This window comes from Streptomyces sp. NPDC055400 (assembly GCF_053644375.1).
Genome location: NZ_JBSHLM010000010.1, coordinates 362,224 through 379,450 on the forward strand (window position 1 = coordinate 362,224; position 17,227 = coordinate 379,450).

Consider the following 17,227-nt stretch of genomic DNA (forward strand, 5'->3'; position numbering starts at 1 on the left):
TCTGCGGGCCGGTGGGGGCTGGTCGCACAGTTCCCCGCGCCCCTCAAGGGGCGCGGGGCGCCCCCTCAGTCCAAGTAGCCCCTCAGTTGGTCCGCGAACGCGTGGTCCCTCAGTTTGTTGAGGGTTTTGGATTCGATCTGGCGGATGCGCTCGCGCGTCACCCCGAAGATGCGGCCGATCTCCTCCAGCGTGCGGGGGCGGCCGTCCGCGAGGCCGTAGCGGAGCTGGACCACCTTGCGTTCGCGTTCGCCGAGGGTCGAGAGGACCGCCTCCAGGTGTTCGCGCAGGAGGAGGAACGCGGCCGATTCGACGGGGGACGTCGCGTCGCCGTCCTCGATCAGGTCGCCCAGCGCGACGTCGTCCTCCTCGCCCACCGGCGCGTGCAGCGACACCGGTTCCTGGGCCAGGCGCAGGACTTCGCTGACCCGCTCGGGCGCGAGTTCGAGGTGGGCGGCGACCTCTTCGGGGGTGGGTTCGTAGCCGCGTTCCTGGAGCATGCGGCGCTGGACGCGGACGACCCGGTTGATCAGCTCGACGACGTGCACCGGGACGCGGATCGTGCGGGCCTGGTCGGCGAGAGCCCGCGACATGGCCTGCCGGATCCACCAGGTCGCGTACGTCGAGAACTTGTAGCCGCGGGCGTAGTCGAACTTCTCGACCGCCCTGATCAGGCCGAGGTTTCCCTCCTGGACCAGGTCCAACATGGTCAGGCCGCGGCCCACGTAGCGCTTGGCGACCGAGACGACCAGGCGGAGGTTGGCCTCGATGAGGCGGCGCTTGGCCATCCGGCCCATGACGACGAGTCTGTCGAGGTCGATGGCGAGCTGGGAGTCGGGGTCGGGGGTGCCCGTCAGCTTCTCCTCGGCGAAGAGTCCGGCCTCGACCCTGCGGGCCAGGTCGACCTCCTCCGCGGCCGTGAGCAGCGGGATCCGTCCGATCTCGCGCAGGTACTGGCGGAACAGGTCCGAGGACGGGCCGCCGGTGTCGGTGCGGCTGCGGGAGGCCGGGGGCTCGGGAGTCTCGGTGTCCACGGTGTCGAGGAGGAGGGCGACGGGCGGGCGGGGCCCGGCCTCCCGCGACTCCGTCTCGGGCCCTGGTTCCGACTCCGGCTCCGGCTCCGGCAGTTCGGGGGTGCCGGACGCCTGAGGGGCGTCGGCGGGATCGTCGGGCGGGTCGGAGTCCGGATGGTTCTCCGGCCCCCTCTGCTGGGGGACGGCCGGAAGTGCCTCCCCGTCCGTGTCCGGCGCGGGGGCGCCCTGGGCGCTCTGACGCGCGGCACCGGTCTGGCTGAGGGTCTGGGTCTGCACGGGGGCGACCTCCAAGGTGATCGCTGCTGAGGCGTGCGGCAGGGGTACACCGGGATCGGCGACGGCGGCCACACCGCTGTCCGTCCCGTACGCGATAGGCGGAACCGCGGGGGTGTCGGACCCGTTGTCGGGGTTCCGGCCGCGCTCCGAGGACTCAGGCACCGGACCCAGTGTGCTGTACGACACAACGCCGCCACGAGGGGCGTGCGGCGACTTTTTGAGTCCGGTGCGTGACCGCCCGGTTACCGTGCACGACGTCTGCCCCTGCCGGGCGGGCGGAAACCGGCCGGGCGGACCTCGTCACGGGCCCGCCGGGCGGGCGGGGGTCCGACGGCAGGCCCGAACGGTCAGAGCGCCTGCGCGCCCAGGTCCTGTAGTGCCCTGTCGTAGCGCTGGAGGACCATCAGCTCCTCCTGGACGGCGGACAGCCGCGCCGGGTCGCCGTGCGTGCCCAGACGGGTCAGGGAGCCCTGTACGTCGCGGATGCGCCGGTCGACGGCGCGGCGGCGCACGGCGACGAGCTGCTGGCCCGCGTACACCTCGTCGACGGATCTGCGCAGGATCGCCTCGACGGCGAGCTCGGTGACCATGGCGCGCACCGCGTCGTCGGGCGCCGCCTCACGCACGCGTACGAGATACGCCTGCGGGTCCTGCGTGCCGAGGTCGGCGCCGCCCGCCTCGATGATCGCCTCGCGCACCGCGGCGTACGGGGCGGCGGTGAACTCGTCCACGCCGTACGCGTCGAAGGCCGGGGAGACCAACTCGGGCCGCTGGAGGGCGAGTTTGAGCAGCTCGCGCTCGGTGGCGTACACGGGGTTGCGCAGGGTGAGGGCAGGGCCGGCGGCGGAGGCGCGCGTCGCCGCGGCCTCGTAGGACTGCTGCGGGCGGGCCGGGGCGGGGCCGCGGCCGCCACGGTCGCGGGCCCAGCGGGCGAGCTGCGAGACGCGCTTGACGACGAACTGGGTGTCGAGGATGCCGAGCATGCCGGCGAGCTGGACGGCTACCTCGTGCTGCGCGCCGCTGTTCTTGATGCGGGCGACGACGGGGGCGGCCTCGTCCAGCGCGGAGGCGCGGCCGGCGGGGGTCTCCAGGTCGTACCGGGAGACGATGTGGCGCAGGGCGAACTCGAAGAGCGGGGTGCGGGGTTCGACGAGGTCGGCGACCGCCTCGTCGCCCTTGGCCAGGCGCAGGTCGCAGGGGTCCATGCCGTCGGGGGCCACCGCGATGTACGTCTCGGCGGCGAACTTCTGGTCGTCCTCGAAGGCGCGCAGGGCGGCCTTCTGGCCCGCCGAGTCGCCGTCGAAGGTGAAGATCACACGGGCGCTTCCGTTGTCCATGAGGAGGCGGCGCAGGATCTTGATGTGATCGCCGCCGAAGGCGGTGCCGCAGGTCGCGATGGCGGTGGTGATGCCGGCGAGATGGCAGGCCATCACGTCCGTGTATCCCTCGACGACGACCGCGCGGCTCGACTTGGCGATGTCCTTCTTCGCGAGGTCGATGCCGTAGAGCACCTGGGACTTCTTGTAGATCGGCGTCTCGGGCGTGTTCAGGTACTTCGGACCGTTGTCGTCGTCGCGCAGGCGGCGGGCGCCGAAGCCGACGACCTCGCCGCCGATGTCGCGGATGGGCCACATGAGGCGGCCACGGAAGCGGTCGATGGGGCCGCGGCGGCCCTCCTGGGCGATCCCGGAGGTGATGAGCTCCTTGTCGGTGAACCCCTTGCCGCGCAGGAAGCGCGTGAGGTGGTCCCAGCCGGCCGGGCTGTAGCCGACGCCGAAGTGCGCGGCGGCGGCCTGGTCGAAGCCGCGCTCGGCGAGGAACTTGCGGCCGATCTCCGCCTCGGCGCTCTCCAGCTGGTCCATGTAGAACTGGGCGGCCGCCTTGTGCGCCTCGACCAGGCGGATGCGCTCACCGCGCTGGTGCGAGGGGTTGTAGCCGCCCTCCTCGTACCGCAGGGTGATGCCCGCCTGGCCGGCGAGGCGCTCCACGGCCTCGGAGAAGGAGAGGTGGTCGACCTTCATCACGAACGTGATGGTGTCGCCGCCCTCCTGGCAGCCGAAGCAGTGGAAGAAGCCCTTGCTCGGACTGACCTGGAAGGACGGCGACTTCTCGTCGTGGAAGGGGCACAGGCCCTTGAGGTTGCCGCCGCCCGCGTTGCGCAGTTGCAGGTACTCGGACACCACGGCGTCGATCGGGACCGCGTCCCGGACCGCCTTCACATCCTCGTCATTGATCCTGCCTGCCACGCAAGAATTCTACGGTGACCCGCCGACACTCACGTCACCCGTCCTCCCCCTCGAGCAGCGCCGTGAGCGCGACGGCCGGATCCGCCAGGCGTTCCGTCCCGGGCCTGACACCGGAGCGGATGAGGGCCTGGATGGTCTCCGTGACGTCCCACACGTTCACGTTCATCCCGGCGAGCACCCGCCCGTCCTTGAGCCAGAACGCGATGAACTGCCGCTTGGCCGCGTCCCCCCGGATGACCACCTGGTCGTAACTGCCCGGGGGCGCCCAGCCCGAGTACTCGAGGCCGACGTCGTACTGGTCGGAGAAGAAGTACGGCACGCGGTCGTACGTCACCTCCTGGCCCAGCATGGCGCGGGCGGCGGCCGGGCCGCCGTTGAGCGCGTTGGCCCAGTGCTCGACGCGCAGCCGGGTCCCGAAGAGGGGGTGCTGCACGGCCGCCGCGTCACCGGCCGCGTAGATGTCGGGGTCGGAGGTGCGCAGCGAGGCGTCGACGGCGATGCCGCCGCCGTGCGAACGGTCGGCGAGTTCGATCCCGGCGGACTCGGCGAGCGAGACGCGCGGGGCGGCGCCGATCGCGGCCAGCACGTCATGGGCCAGGTGCTCCTCGCCGTCGTCGGTGAGGGCGGCGAGGACCATGCCGTCCTGGCCGGTGATGGCGGTGAGGCGGGTGCCGAAGTGGAAGCGGACGCCGTGCTCGGCGTGCAGGTCGGCGAAGATCTGGCCGATCTCGGGGCCGAGGACCGCGTGCAGCGGGGTTGCCTCGGGCTCGACGACGGTGACCTCGGCGCCGTACTCGCGGGCCGCCGCGGCGACCTCCAGGCCGATCCAGCCCGCGCCCGCGATCACGATGTGACCGTTGTCACGGCCGAGGGAGGCGAGGACGCCCTTCAGGCGCTCCGCGTGGGCGAGGCGGCGCAGGTGGTGCACGCCGGCCAGCTCGGTGCCCGGGATGTCCATGCGGCGCGGCTCGGCGCCGGTGACCAGGAGCAGCTTGTCGTAGTGGACGACCGTGCCGTCGCCGAGCCGGACGTTCTTCACGGCCGGGTCGACCGCTACGACGGTCTGGCCGAGGTGCAGCTCGATGTCGTTCTGCGCGTACCAGGCCGGTTCGTGGACGAAGACGCTGTCCCGTTCCTCCTTGCCCTGGAGATAGCCCTTGGACAGGGGTGGGCGTTCGTACGGATGATCCCTCTCGTCCCCGATGAGGATCACTCTGCCGTTGAAGCCCTCGGAGCGCAGCGTCTCGGCCGCTTTCGCTCCGGCGAGCCCGCCTCCGACAATGACGAACGTCTGATCCGCGTCGACCACGTGATGCCTCCTCTTTGCCATGGCGCCATATGCGAGCGTCCCGCACGGAGCGTGATGCGGGAAGGGGGCATGGTCCGAACAGGGCATCTTTTCGTCACGCCCAGTGGTCGATGGCCGGTTTCGCGACGAGGGCGACGACCGTGCGCCCTCATGAACACGCCCTCATGGACGGGGCCCTGTGAGCCGCGCGTGCAGCTCGCGGGCCGAGGCGTCGGTGAGGGAGGCGATCTGGTCGACGATCACGCGCTTGCGGGCGCGGTCGTCGCCCGCCGTGTCGAACAGGGCGCGGAACTGCGGGTCGAGGCCGTCGGGGGCGCGCCGGGTGAGCGCCTCGGCGAGCTCCGCCACGACGATGCGCTGGTCGGCGCGGAGCCGCTCCTGCTGCGGGCGCTGCATCACGTACCGGTCGGCGACCGCCTTGAGGACCGCGCACTCGTACCGTGCCTCGCGCGGCACCACCAGCTCGGCCCCGTAGCGCGTGAGGCGGCCCGAGCCGTACCGGGCGCGGGTGGCGCCCTCCGCCGCGAGACAGAAGCGGCCGATGAGCTGGCTCGTCGCGTCCTTGAGGCGAGCCTGCGCGACCGCCGTGCCGTCGTAGCCGTGCGGCCACCACTCCTGGTCGAGGAGCCGGTCGAGTGCCGCCGCGAGCTCTTCGGGGTCCGTGTCCGCCGGTACGTAACGGCCGATCGCGACCGCGTAGATGTCACGGCGCTCCGGCTCGGCGTGCAGCATGTTCGGGTCCAGGTGGCCGGCGTGCAGGCCGTCCTCCAGGTCGTGCACCGAGTACGCGACGTCGTCCGACCAGTCCATGACCTGCGCCTCGAAGCAGGTGCGCCGCTCGGGTGACTCCTTGCGGATCCAGTCGAAGACCGGGCGGTCGTCCTCGTACACGCCGAACTTGGGCGAGGCCGGGTCGGTGGGGTGGCCGCCGCGGGGCCACGGGTACTTCGTCGCGGCGTCCAGCGCGGCGCGCGTGAGGTTCAGGCCTACGCTGACCAGCTCGTCCGTGTCGGCGCTGCGGACGAAGCGCTTGGGTTCGATACGGGTCAGCAGGCGCAGCGACTGCGCGTTCCCCTCGAAGCCGCCGCAGTCCTGCGCCACCTCGTTCAGCGCCTGTTCGCCGTTGTGGCCGAAGGGCGGGTGGCCCATGTCGTGCGAGAGGCAGGCCGTCTCCACGAGGTCCGGGTCGCAGCCGAGCGCCGCGCCGAGCTCACGGCCCACCTGCGCGCATTCCAGGGAGTGCGTCAGACGGGTGCGAGGGCTGGCGTCCCAGGCCCGGTTCATCGTGCCGGGGGTGACCACCTGGGTCTTGCCCGCGAGGCGGCGCAGCGCCGAGGAGTGCAGGACGCGGGCGCGGTCGCGCTGGAAGGCGGTGCGGCCGGGGCGTTTGTCGGGCTCGGGGGCCCAGCGCTCCGCCGCCGCTGCGTCGTAGCCGGACCGGTCGACGGGGTGGGACGGGGTGGTTGGGGCGGTCGGGACGGATGGGTCCGCATTCGCTGCGGGTGTCTCGTGCGTGCCTTCCATGCACTGACAGTAAAGGCACGAGGTGACAAACGGTCAGGCCGACGTGAGCTGCCGCTGTACGGGAGCGGGTCGCGCCGGGGAGGCGAGCGTCGTGTCGTAGCGGTGGAGCAGGAGGCGCGCCATCGCCGTGTGCGCGCCCAGCGGGGCGGTGGCTATCCAGGGGGCGGCCTGCGCGCACTGCGTGGCGAAGCGGCCCGGCGCCGTGAAGTACGCGGCGACGGCGGCTCGGTGCCTGCCTCTCGCGGCCAGCGCGCGCAGCGCGGCCGGGACGGTGGGGGCGGCGGCACTCGCGTAGGCGGGCACGACCGGGACGCCCAGCCGGTCGGCCAGGAGCGCGGCCGTGCGGGCCGTGTCGACGGCCGACTCGGGGTCACGGGAGCCCGCCGCCGCGAGGACCACACCGCTGGTCCTGCGCGTACGGGCGTCGGGGCGCGGGTCCCAGCCGGCCTCTGCCAGGCGGGCGTACAGCGTTTCCACGAGGAGCGGGTGGGGGCCCAGCGGCGGGGCGACGCGGGCCGTCAGGTGCGGGGCCGTGGCCAGGGCTGCCGGGATGTCCTGCTTCACGTGGTAGCCGCGGGACAGGAGCAGCGGGGCCAGGACGGCGCGGCCGGGGGCGAGGCCCGCGAGGGTGTCGGTCAGGAGCGGTTCGTTCAGCTCGATGTGGCCGAGGTGGACGGGGAGTCCCGGGCGTTCCTCGCGCACCTTGTCCAGCAGGGCGTGGACCGTGGCGAGCGCCCTCGGGTCGCGGCTGCCGTGCGCCACGACTACCAGAGCCGGCGGGGCCGGAGGGGTGGGCGGGGTCTGCGGCGGTGTGCGGCGGCTGCCGTCGAGCCGGACGTGGCTCAGCTGGGTGCCGAGCTGACTGGTGATCCTGGTCATGAGTTGCGCCGTACTGTCGAGGTGGGCCGTGCCGGTGGGCTCGTCGCGCTGATGATTCGACGCCGTCATGAATTGATCCTGGACGCGGGAGGTTGCGGCGTCGTTGCGGGGCGGTGACGGGTCGCTTCCCCTGGGCTCACCGGGTGTTCGGGCGGATGTGAGGTGGTCGGGGTCTCCGCTTGCCGCGTGAACCGGCCGGCAAAAACGTGCGTCCAGTCGTGCGACGACGTTTTCGGAGGGTGGGGGTGGGGGCAGTGGTGCGGATCCGGTTGCCGCGTACGCGACGGGGGTGGCGGCTGTTCGTACAGGGTGCCGTGGCCGTGTGTGTGCTGGCGCTGTTGCCGGCCACGTGGATGTTTGTGGCGACCGGGGACCGGCTGCATACGGTTCACGATGTGCCGCGCACGGATGTCGCTGTGGTGTTCGGGGCCGGGCTCTGGGAGGGCGAGCCTTCGCCGTATCTCGCTCACCGGCTCGACGCCGCGGCGCGGCTCTACCGTGACGGGCGGATCCGGGTCGTTCTGGTGACCGGCGACAACAGCCGCGAGGACTACGACGAACCCGACGCCATGCGCGCCTATCTGACCCGGCACGGGGTGCCCGGCAGGGCTGTCGTCAGCGACTACGCCGGGTTCGACACGTGGGACTCGTGTGTGCGGGCCAAGAAGATCTTCGGGGTCGACCGGGCCGTGCTGATCAGCCAGGGGTTCCACATTCGGCGCGCGGTCGCCCTGTGCGAGGCGGCGGGCGTCTCGTCGTACGGCGTCGGCGTCGACGACCGGCACGACGTGACCTGGTATTACGGCGGGGCCCGTGAGGTGTTCGCCGCGGGGAAGGCCCTCATCGACTCCGTGTTCCGGCCCGATCCCCGGTTTCTCGGCCAACAGGAGCCTGGGGTTCAGGAGGCTCTTGAGGTGGGGCGTCGCTGACGGGAACCTTGGGTTCCGGAAGGCTCGTCGGGTTCGGAAGGCTCGTCGCTGGTGCGGGATCCGGGAGCCCTGGGTTCGGAAGGCTCGTCGCTGGTGCGCCTCGTGTGACGTGGGGCGGGGCCGCGGGGCCGTGTCCGTCCTCGCCATCGCGGCGCCTCCGCCACTTGTCCCTTGACCGGCGCCCGCACCTCCGTGCTGCGGGCGGACACACCCCCACGTCCCTCCCGACGGTTTTTGCGGCTGATCCGCCGTTGTTCTCACCGGGCCGCCGGTGGCGCTATGAGGGCGTCGTGCCTTGTGTGTAATCGGGCGGGGGCTGTCGCGTAACAGCGTGCGCGCAGGCTGGTCCCATGCTCACTGTTACGCCCACCCACTGCCCCTACTGCTCCCTTCAGTGCGGGATGGATCTCGTCCCGACTGCCTCCGGTGCTGTCGAGGTCCAGGAGCGTGCCGGGTTTCCCGTCAACCGTGGTGCCCTGTGCGGGAAGGGGCGTACCGCCGCCGCCGTGCTGGAGCCGGGGGCGCGGTTGAGTGGGCCGCTCGTTCGCAAAGGCGGCGTGCTCGAGGCCGCGTCTTGGGGTGAGGCGCTTGACCGTGTCGCCGACGGGCTCTCCCGTACGCGTTCGGCTCATGGCCCGGACGCGTGCGGGGTCTTCGGCGGGGGCGGGCTCACCAACGAGAAGGCGTACGGGCTCGGGAAGTTCGCCCGGGTCGTGCTCGGGACCTCGCAGATCGACTACAACGGGCGGTTCTGCATGTCGTCCGCCGCGGCGGGGCAGCTCGCCGCGTTCGGGCTCGACCGCGGGCTGCCGTTCCCCCTGGAGGACATTCCGCGTACGGGATGTGTGGTCCTGGTCGGGTCGAACATGGCCGAGACCATGCCCCCTGCTGTCCGCTATCTGAACGAACTGCGGGAGAACGGCGGCACGCTGGTCGTCATCGACCCCCGCCGCACGCGCACCGCCGAGCTCGCCGACCTCCATCTCGCGCCCCGGCCCGGGACCGATCTCGCCCTGGCCCTCGGCATGCTGCATCTCGTGGTGACCGAGGGGCGGGTCGACGAGGAGTTCGTGCGTACGCGGACACGCGGCTGGGAGGACGCACGGGCCGCCGTGATGGCGCACTGGCCCGAGTACGTGGAGCGCGTGACCGGGGTCGCCGTGCCTCAACTGCGCGAGGCCGTACGGATGTTCTGCGAGCCCGAGGCCGCCATGGTCCTCACCGCGCGCGGGCCCGAGCAGCAGTCCAAGGGCACTGACACCGTGGGCGCCTGGATCAACCTGTGTCTCGCGACCGGGCGCGCCGGGCGCCCCCTTTCCGGGTACGGGTGCCTGACCGGGCAGGGCAACGGGCAGGGCGGGCGCGAGCACGGGCAGAAGGCCGACCAGCTGCCCGGGTACCGCAAGCTGACCGACCCTGCGGCGCGTGCGCACGTGGCCGGCGTGTGGGGCGTGGACCCCGACTCCCTTCCCGGCCCCGGCCGTTCCGCGTACGAACTGCTCGACGCGCTGGGGCGTGACATACGGGCTCTGCTGGTCATGGGGTCGAATCCGGTGGTGTCCGCGCCGCGCGCCGCGCACGTGGAGGAGCGGTTGCGGTCGCTCGACTTTCTGGCCGTGGCCGATGTGGTGCTTTCCGAGACCGCCGCTCTTGCCGATGTGGTGCTTCCCGTGACCCAGTGGGCCGAGGAGACGGGGACCGTGACCAGTCTGGAGGGGCGTGTGCTGCTGCGGCGTCGGGCGCTCTCGCCTCCGGAAGGCGTGAGGAGCGATCTGGAGGTGCTGCGTGAGCTGGCCGGGCGGCTGGGAGTGGAGAAGGGGTTTCCGGCCGATCCTGAGGAGGTTTTCGAGGAGTTGAGGCTGGCTTCGGAGGGGGGAGCCGCTGATTACGCGGGGATCTCCTATCGGCGGCTCGTCGAGGAGGACGGGGTGTTCTGGCCCTGTCCTGAAGAGGAACATCCCGGGACGCCCCGGCTCTTTCTGGAACGGTTCGCCACCGAGGACGGGCGGGCCCGGTTCGTCGCCGTCTCGCATCGCGCGGCTGCCGAGGAGCCGGACGCCGAGTTCCCGGTCCATCTGACGACGGGGCGCGTCGTGTCGCAGTACCAGTCGGGTGCGCAGACCCGGCGCGTGGCCGAGCTGAACGCCGCCGCGCCCGGCCCCTTCGTGGAGCTGCATCCGCGGCTCGCCGCGCGGATCGGGGTGGCGGAGGGCGAGCCGGTCGCCGTCGTCTCCCGGCGCGGGCGGGCCGAGGCGCCCGCCCGGATCACCGCGGGCATCCGGCCCGACACGGTGTTCATGCCGTTCCACTGGCCAGGGGCCGGGCGCGCCAATAGCCTGACCAACCCCGCGCTCGATCCGACGTCCCGGATGCCGGAGTTCAAGGTGTGCGCGGTACGGGTCGAGGCGGCCGGTACCGACTCCTCCGTCTCCGGTGACCGCTCGGACGCTGTCGTTCACATTTGAAACATCGCGGGCGGGCGGTTAGCTTGGATCGTAGCTTGAAAGTTCAAGCATGTTTCCCTTTCCGAGTCAGGAGACCCCCACGTGACCTCTCTCGCGAACCAGCTCGGCCCGCTCCGCGCGCCCGGCACCCCCACCCCTGCCGCGCCCGCCCACGCCTATGACCTCGGTCTTCTCGTACTGCGCCTCGCCCTCGGCCTGACCATCGCCGCGCATGGCGCACAGAAGCTCTTCGGCTGGTTCGGCGGGGGCGGGATAGACGGCACCGGGCAGTTCTTCGCCGCGTCCGGCTACCCGTCGCCGAAAGCGTTCGCCGTCGTCGCCGGGCTCAGCGAGACCCTCGGCGGGCTCGGCCTCGTGCTCGGCCTGCTCACCCCGCTGGCCGCCGCGGCCGTGGCCGGCACCCTGGTCAACGCCATCGCCGTGAAGTGGGGCGGCGGATTCTTCGCGCCGCAGGGCATCGAGTACGAGCTCCTGATCGCCCTCGGCGCGGTGGCGCTCGCCCTCACCGGCCCCGGCCGCATCGCCTTCGACCGCTTTCTGCCGGGGCTTCGGTCCCACCGCCTCGGATACGGCATCGGCGCCGTGGCGCTCGGCGTGGTGGTGGCGGGGATCACACTGCTGTTGCGTAAGTGAGGCCGTGAATCGGTGAAGTGCGGCCGCTGATCGGTGAAGTGCGGGTGTGAATCGGTGAGCCGGTCGGCCGTTGGCCGTTGGACGGTTGATTGTGAGCCTGCTGGCTGGTGAGCCGGTTGGCTGTGAGCCGGTGAGTCATGGCGGCCCGGGTGCTGACGCGCTCGGGCCGTCGGGCTTTCCGGCTCATGCCGTTCCGCCCGTCTCTGCCTCGATCCACGCGAGGTACGCGGCGCTCCCCCGTACCACCGGTGTCGCGATGATCTCCGGGGTGTCGTAGTCGTGCGCCTCCACCAGCCATGACTCCAGGGCCTCGTAGCCGTCGGCCCTGGTCTTGAGGAGCACCTGCCATTCCTGGGCGGTCTCCGTGTTGCCCTGCCAGCGGTAGACCGAGGTGACCGGGCCCGCGATCTGGGCGCAGGCCGCCAGGCGTGCTTCGACCGCTCCCGCGGCCAGGGCGCGGGCCTTGGCCTCGTCGTCGGTCGTGGTGAGGACCGTCAGGGCCAGTGCGTTCATGTCCGTTCCTTTCACAGGCCGTGCGCTCCTCGATTCTGCACGTGAACACCTATTCACAGCTCCACCACGGGGGCGCTATGGACATGACATGTCATGGACCCTTAAATCTGAGACGTCATCAGTGTGACCTCCCTCAGCGCGCCCGCGCGCCGTCACTAGGAGCCCGATGAGACCTGCCCGGACCACATCGCGACTCACCACCGCCGGCATAGCCACGGCGGCCGCCACCCTGCTGGCCGCCGCCCTCGCCCCCACCGCTGGCGCCGACACCGCCCCGCCCACCCGGGCCGACGCCGTCCGGAACGCCACGGCCGCGCTGCGCGCGGTGGGCGCCGGCCTCGGGCTCACCTCGGCTCAGGGCACCTCCGTGCGGGACGTCGTCGTCGACCCCGACGGTACCCAGCACGTGCGCTACAACCGCACCTACCGTCAATTGCCCGTTCTCGGCGGTGACTTCGTCGTCCATCTGAACCGCGACGGCGGCTACCGCTCCGCGAACCGCGCGGTCCTCGGCGACCTCTCCGTGCCGAGCGTGACGCCGGGGCTCCCCGCCCCGAAGGCCGCCGACATCGCCACCGCCGCGCTGCGCGCCGCCAATCCGGGCGAGCTCCTGCACAAGGTCGTCGCCAGGCCCGCGCTCGTCGTGGACGCGCTGCACGGCGCGCCGAAGCTGGCGTGGCGCACGGACACGGCGGGCAAGGACTCGCTCGGCAACCCGGTCGCCCGCGTCGTCCTCACCGACGCCACCACCGGCAAGCAGATCGACGCCTGGGACAGCATCGAGACCGCGACCGGCGACGGGAAGTCCCTCTACTCGGGCACGGTCCCGCTGGAGACGACGCAGTCCGGGTCGACGTACCAGCTCAAGGATGCGACGCGGGGCGGCACCTACTCGGGTGACGCGCAGAACAAGACCGACGGCTGCATCCTGACCATCTGCTGGAGCCGCGCTCCCGCGGTGGTGTTCACCGACGCCGACAACCACTGGGGCACGGGCGCGAACTCCGACCGGTCGTCGGCCGCCGTGGACGCCCAGTACGGGACCGACACGACCTGGGACTACTACAAGAACGTCCACGGCCGTAACGGCATCGGCGGCGACGGCAAGGGCTCGTACAACCGCGTCCATTACGGCAGCAACTACAACAACGCCTTCTGGGACGACACCTGCTTCTGCATGACGTACGGCGACGGTGACGGGTCGACGTTCGGGCCGCTCGTCGCGCTCGACGTCGCCGGGCACGAGATGTCGCACGGCGTCACGTCGAAGACCGCGGGGCTCACGTACTCGGGCGAGTCCGGTGGTCTCAACGAGGCGACGTCCGACATCTTCGGCACGCTCGTCGAGTTCTACGCCAACAACGCGTCCGACCCCGGTGACTGGCTCATCGGCGAGAAGATCGTGAAGCCCGGCTTCGGCCAGCCGGCGCTGCGCTTCATGGACAAGCCCAGCAAGGACGGCAACTCCGCCGACTGCTGGAGCTCGTCGGTCGGCAACCTCGACGTGCACTACTCGTCCGGGGTCGCCAACCACTTCGCGTACCTGCTCGCCGAGGGCAGCGGGCCGAAGGTCATCGGCGGCGTCCAGCACAACAGCCCGACGTGCAACGGCTCGACGCTGACCGGCATCGGCAAGGACAAGCTCGGCAAGATCTGGTACCGGGCCCTGACCGTCTACATGACGTCCTCGACGAACTACGCGGGCGCCCGCACGGCGACCCTCAGTGCGGCGAAGGACCTGTACGGCGCCGGCAGCGCGGAGTACGCCGCCGTGGCCGCGACCTGGTCCGCCGTGTCCGTGGGCTGACATCGCGCATGGGTGAGGGAGGCCCCCGCAGCCATCGGCTGCGGGGGCCTTCGGCTGCCCGATCTCAACTGCCGTACGGGCGTACCTCCTTCGCCTCCCGCAGCGCCTTCGCCCACCACGCCAGCTGGTCGAGCATCGCCTTCACCGCGGCGGCCGGCGCCTCGGGGTCGCGGTGGGCGCCGGATTCGTCGAAGTGGCTGCCCGCATGGGTGAAGGAGACGGTGTCCCTGACCGTGACGGCGTGCAGCTCGGCGAAGACGGTGCGCAGGTGCTCGACCGCGCGCAGGCCGCCGGAGATGCCGCCGTAGGAGACGAAGCCGACCGGCTTGGCCTGCCATTCGGCGTGGTGCCAGTCGATGACGTTCTTGAGGGACGCCGGGTAGGAGTGGTTGTACTCGGGGGTGAGGACGATGAAGGCGTCGGCCGCGGCCAGCTTCGGGGTGACCTTGGCCAGCTCGGCCCGCACCTCGGCGGACGGGTCGTAGGAGAGCGCGGTGGGCAGGTCGGTGGCGGCTACGTCGATCACGTCGACGGTGAGGTCGGGGCGCTCCCCGAGCAGGGACACGAGCCAGTCGGCGACGACCGGGCCGAAGCGGCCCTCGCGGTTGCTGCCGATGACGACTGCGACCCGTACGGGGGTCTCGGTGGGGGCGGAAACGGGGACGGTGACGGGGGCTGCGGTCTGCACCGCTGTGGTGTTCATGGGGCAAGCCTTGTACCTGAAGTTTGGTTGAGGTCAAGCGGGCGCCGCGCGGGTACGGTCACCCGTTCACCGGCGTCCGCTCCCCCTTCGGCTTCTTTTCTTCGACACGCCGGTGACCTGCTGGAATGTCCTGCCGGGGTGTCAGATGACGCCCTTTCACCGGTTTTCTGATGGTGCATCAGGAGGCGTTCAGGGGCGAGTGCCACTTACCTCGGTAGGGCAGGGGCGTGACCGACGCAGCGGCACTTGGGGGTGCCGCGGGCCGTGCCCCCTCGGAGGAGCACGACACGATGCGCACATCCCGCCTGCTGACCGCCGCCGCGCTCGCCGCGGCCGCCGCGGCACTGACCGCTGCGCCCTCGTACGCCGGCAACAGCGGCTCGGGCGGTCTCGAGGTCTACCCGGCGAACGCCGCCGCGGGCGCCACGGTCACCGTCAACACCACCGCGTGCGGTGCGAGCCGCGCCGCCGCCGGGGACGCGAGCGCGGTCGGCGCGGGCACCTTCACGCTCGCCCCGGGCTCCGGGGCGAAGGACGCCGTGGGGCGGTTCCAGGTACCTCCGTCGGCGCAGCCCGGGACCTACGAGATCGTCGCGAAGTGCTCCGGCGGCGGGCAGGTGACGGGCGATCTGATGGTCGCGCTCGCCTCCTCGCCGGACCAGGTCCATCCGAAGGGCCATGTGAAGACAGGGGTCGGCGGCGCGCTCGGCACCGACCCCGTGAAGACCGCGGCGGGAGTGGCAGCGCTTGCCGTCGCCGCCGCGGGCGGTACCTGGCTCCTGCATCGCCGGGCGAGAGGCGAAGGGATCTGACAGGGGGCCGGACGGACGACCTCCGCTGTCCCTCCGGCCCCCTGGTACCGCTTGTCCTCTCCTCTCCCGGCCGCACCCCCTCGAGCGGCCGGGAGAGGAAGGCGACCCCACCTATTTCGACCTGGAGAAGCCGATGCCTCAGGCGCGCCGTCGCATATTCAGCAGCGGGCTCATAGCCGCGGTCACCGCTCTCGCCCTGTGTCTGGGCGCCTGGCTGCTGCTCCAGGGCACCGAGATACACGGACCGCCGCAGCCGTCCACGGCGCAGGCCGGGTCGGCGCTCCCCGGCACCGGCCACGAGCCGCCCGGCGCGGCCCCTCTCTCCTCCTCGCCCCCCGAGCGCATCCGCATCCCCTCGATCCGGGTCGACGCGCCGCTCATGGGGCTCGCCCTGACCCCGCAGGGCAGCCTGGGCGTCCCGCCGCCACAGCGGAAGAACCTGGCCGGCTGGTACGAGGCCGGGACCGCGCCCGGCGTCCGCGGCACAGCGATCGTGGCCGGCCACGTCGACAACGCCGAGGGACCCGCCGTCTTCTACGACCTGGGCGCGCTGACCAGGGGCCGCACCATCGAGGTCGACCGCCGCGACGGCTCCGTCGCCGTGTTCAGCGTCGACGCCGTCGAGGCCTACGACGCCAGCGCCTTCCCCGACGAGAGGGTGTACGGCGCGGCCGACCGGCCCGAGCTGCGCGTCATCACCTGCGGGGGAGGCTACTCGCAGCAGACCGGCTACCGGGGGAACGTCGTGGTGTTCGCGCATCTGACGGGCAGCCGCTGAGCCCTCACACTCCCTCCTCGTGTGTGCTGAGCGCAGCGTTCCCCGTGGGAAACGGCAGGGATCCGGCCGGGTAACACCGGCCCCGCAGGCTGCCGTGCATGACCTATTCGACGGACCCCGGGCGCGTGGTGGTGATCGGTACCGGCCTCGCCGGCACCCGGCTCGCCCGGCGCCTGGGCGCTGCCGCCGTACTCATCGGCGAGGAGGCGCACGCCCCGTACAACAGGGTGCTGCTCGCCGAGGTCCTCGCGGGCAGTTACGGCGCCGACGTCATCGCGCTGCCCCGCCACACCGGGACCCACCTGCGGACCCGCGCCGTCCGTATCGACCGCGACGAGCAAGTGGTGCGCTGCGAGGACGGCTCCGACGTCCCGTACGACACCCTCGTGCTCGCCACCGGGTCGAACCCGGTCCTGCCTCCTCTGCGCGGCCTGTTCGCGCCCGGTGCGGCTGAGCTGCCGGGCGGGGTGCACGCCTTCCGCACCATGGACGACTGCCTGGCGCTGTCGCGGGCGGTGGTCCCCGGGGTGCGCGCGGTCGTCGTCGGCGGCGGGCTCCTCGGGGTGTCCGCGGCCCGTGCGCTCGCCCGGCGCGGCGCCCAGGTCGTGCTCACGCAGCAGTCCGAGCGCCTGATGGAGCGCCAGCTCGACCCGCGGTCCTCGCGTCTCGTGCACGAGCACCTCACCGCGCTCGGCGTCGAGGTGCACACGCAGTGCCGCGTACGGGGCGTGCGCGTCGTCGACGGGGCGGTCCGCAGCATCGAGCTCGCCGACGGCTATGTTCTCGGCACGGATCTGACGGTCCTCGCGTGCGGGGTGCGTCCCCGTACGGGGCTCGCGCTGGCGGCGGGGCTCGACGTGCGCGAAGGGATCGTCGTCGACGACGATCTGCGCACCTCGGACCCCCGCGTCCGCGCGGTCGGGGACTGCGCCCAGCACGCGGGCCGCGTCTACGGGCTCGCCACCCCCGCCGTCGAACAGGCCGACGCGCTCGCCGAGAACCTGCTCTGCGGGCGTCGGCACCCCTACGCGGGCACCCGCACTCTCACCCGGCTGACCCTGCCGCACGAGGCCGGGCCGCTCGACCTCGCGGCGTTCGGGGAGCCCGAGGCGCTGCCCGGTGACGACGTCGTGCAGCTCGCGGACGCGACCCGCGGCACGTACCGCAAGGTCGTCGTCCGCGGTGACCGGCTCGTCGGCGGGGTGCTGGTCGGCGAGCTCGGCACGGTCGGGGCGCTCGCCCGGGCCTGGGAGGCCGACGACCCGCTGCCCGACGACGGCGCACCCCTGCTCCACCTGCTCACTCACGACGGAGGCCTCTGA

At 72.1% G+C, this 17,227-nt stretch carries 14 protein-coding genes; 7 read left to right on the top strand and 7 right to left on the bottom strand.

Going from position 1 to position 17,227, the window contains the following annotated elements:
* Window positions 1-65 precede the first annotated feature (65 nt).
* From ACWIGU_RS27125 to ACWIGU_RS27145, 5 genes are all read right to left on the bottom strand, one after another.
* Window positions 66-1,469, bottom strand: coding sequence for an RNA polymerase sigma factor (locus ACWIGU_RS27125; RefSeq protein ID WP_454404283.1), 1,404 nt, complete (start codon window positions 1,467-1,469; stop codon window positions 66-68).
* 185 nt (window positions 1,470-1,654) lie between these two features.
* A complete protein-coding gene (gene dnaG / locus ACWIGU_RS27130) occupies window positions 1,655-3,553 on the bottom strand; it encodes a DNA primase (protein ID WP_356272632.1) in 1,899 nt (632 codons plus the stop codon).
* Between the two features lie 34 nt (window positions 3,554-3,587).
* On the bottom strand, window positions 3,588-4,862 hold the full coding sequence (locus tag ACWIGU_RS27135; RefSeq protein ID WP_454404284.1) for an NAD(P)/FAD-dependent oxidoreductase: 1,275 nt from the start codon (window positions 4,860-4,862) through the stop codon (window positions 3,588-3,590).
* Window positions 4,863-5,024: 162 nt separating this feature from the next.
* Window positions 5,025-6,386, bottom strand: a complete 1,362-nt coding sequence (locus ACWIGU_RS27140) for a deoxyguanosinetriphosphate triphosphohydrolase (RefSeq protein ID WP_454404285.1) — start codon at window positions 6,384-6,386, stop codon at window positions 5,025-5,027.
* A 33-nt stretch (window positions 6,387-6,419) separates the two neighbouring features.
* The gene (locus ACWIGU_RS27145; protein WP_454404286.1) at window positions 6,420-7,334 is read right to left on the bottom strand and encodes a sirohydrochlorin chelatase; all 915 of its coding nucleotides are present in this window, start codon (window positions 7,332-7,334) and stop codon (window positions 6,420-6,422) included.
* Between the two features lie 149 nt (window positions 7,335-7,483).
* Here ACWIGU_RS27145 and ACWIGU_RS27150 point away from each other — a divergent pair, with 149 nt between their 5' ends.
* The 3 genes from ACWIGU_RS27150 to ACWIGU_RS27160 all read left to right on the top strand — a co-directional run bounded on the left by ACWIGU_RS27150 (window position 7,484) and on the right by ACWIGU_RS27160 (window position 11,292).
* A complete protein-coding gene (locus ACWIGU_RS27150; RefSeq protein ID WP_454404287.1) occupies window positions 7,484-8,194 on the top strand; it encodes a SanA/YdcF family protein in 711 nt (236 codons plus the stop codon).
* A 350-nt stretch (window positions 8,195-8,544) separates the two neighbouring features.
* On the top strand, window positions 8,545-10,659 hold the full coding sequence (locus ACWIGU_RS27155; protein WP_454404288.1) for a molybdopterin oxidoreductase family protein: 2,115 nt from the start codon (window positions 8,545-8,547) through the stop codon (window positions 10,657-10,659).
* A gap of 81 nt (window positions 10,660-10,740) precedes the next feature.
* Complete coding sequence (locus tag ACWIGU_RS27160) at window positions 10,741-11,292, top strand: DoxX family protein (protein ID WP_454404289.1); 552 nt, start codon at window positions 10,741-10,743, stop codon at window positions 11,290-11,292.
* Between the two features lie 183 nt (window positions 11,293-11,475).
* Here the strand turns inward: ACWIGU_RS27160 and cutA are convergent, their stop codons facing one another.
* Window positions 11,476-11,805: a divalent-cation tolerance protein CutA gene (cutA, locus tag ACWIGU_RS27165; RefSeq protein WP_454404290.1), complete on the bottom strand. Its 330-nt coding sequence runs from the start codon at window positions 11,803-11,805 to the stop codon at window positions 11,476-11,478.
* A gap of 166 nt (window positions 11,806-11,971) precedes the next feature.
* Here cutA and ACWIGU_RS27170 point away from each other — a divergent pair, with 166 nt between their 5' ends.
* Window positions 11,972-13,612: a M4 family metallopeptidase gene (locus tag ACWIGU_RS27170; RefSeq protein ID WP_454404291.1), complete on the top strand. Its 1,641-nt coding sequence runs from the start codon at window positions 11,972-11,974 to the stop codon at window positions 13,610-13,612.
* 64 nt (window positions 13,613-13,676) lie between these two features.
* Here ACWIGU_RS27170 and ACWIGU_RS27175 read toward each other — a convergent pair whose 3' ends face one another.
* Window positions 13,677-14,315 (bottom strand): NADPH-dependent FMN reductase, encoded by a 639-nt coding sequence (locus ACWIGU_RS27175; RefSeq protein ID WP_454404292.1) that lies wholly within the window; start codon window positions 14,313-14,315, stop codon window positions 13,677-13,679.
* A 290-nt stretch (window positions 14,316-14,605) separates the two neighbouring features.
* On the opposite strand from ACWIGU_RS27175, the gene ACWIGU_RS27180 reads away from it, so the two are divergent.
* The 3 genes from ACWIGU_RS27180 (at window position 14,606) to ACWIGU_RS27190 (ending at window position 17,227) form a co-directional block, all read left to right on the top strand.
* Window positions 14,606-15,127 carry a hypothetical protein gene (locus ACWIGU_RS27180; protein ID WP_454404293.1) on the top strand — a complete coding sequence of 174 codons (522 nt, stop codon included), beginning with the start codon at window positions 14,606-14,608 and terminating at the stop codon, window positions 15,125-15,127.
* Window positions 15,128-15,260: 133 nt separating this feature from the next.
* The gene (locus ACWIGU_RS27185; RefSeq protein WP_454404294.1) at window positions 15,261-15,905 is read left to right on the top strand and encodes a class F sortase; all 645 of its coding nucleotides are present in this window, start codon (window positions 15,261-15,263) and stop codon (window positions 15,903-15,905) included.
* 98 nt (window positions 15,906-16,003) lie between these two features.
* Entirely contained in the window at window positions 16,004-17,227 is a 1,224-nt protein-coding gene (locus ACWIGU_RS27190) for an NAD(P)/FAD-dependent oxidoreductase (protein WP_454404295.1), read from the top strand.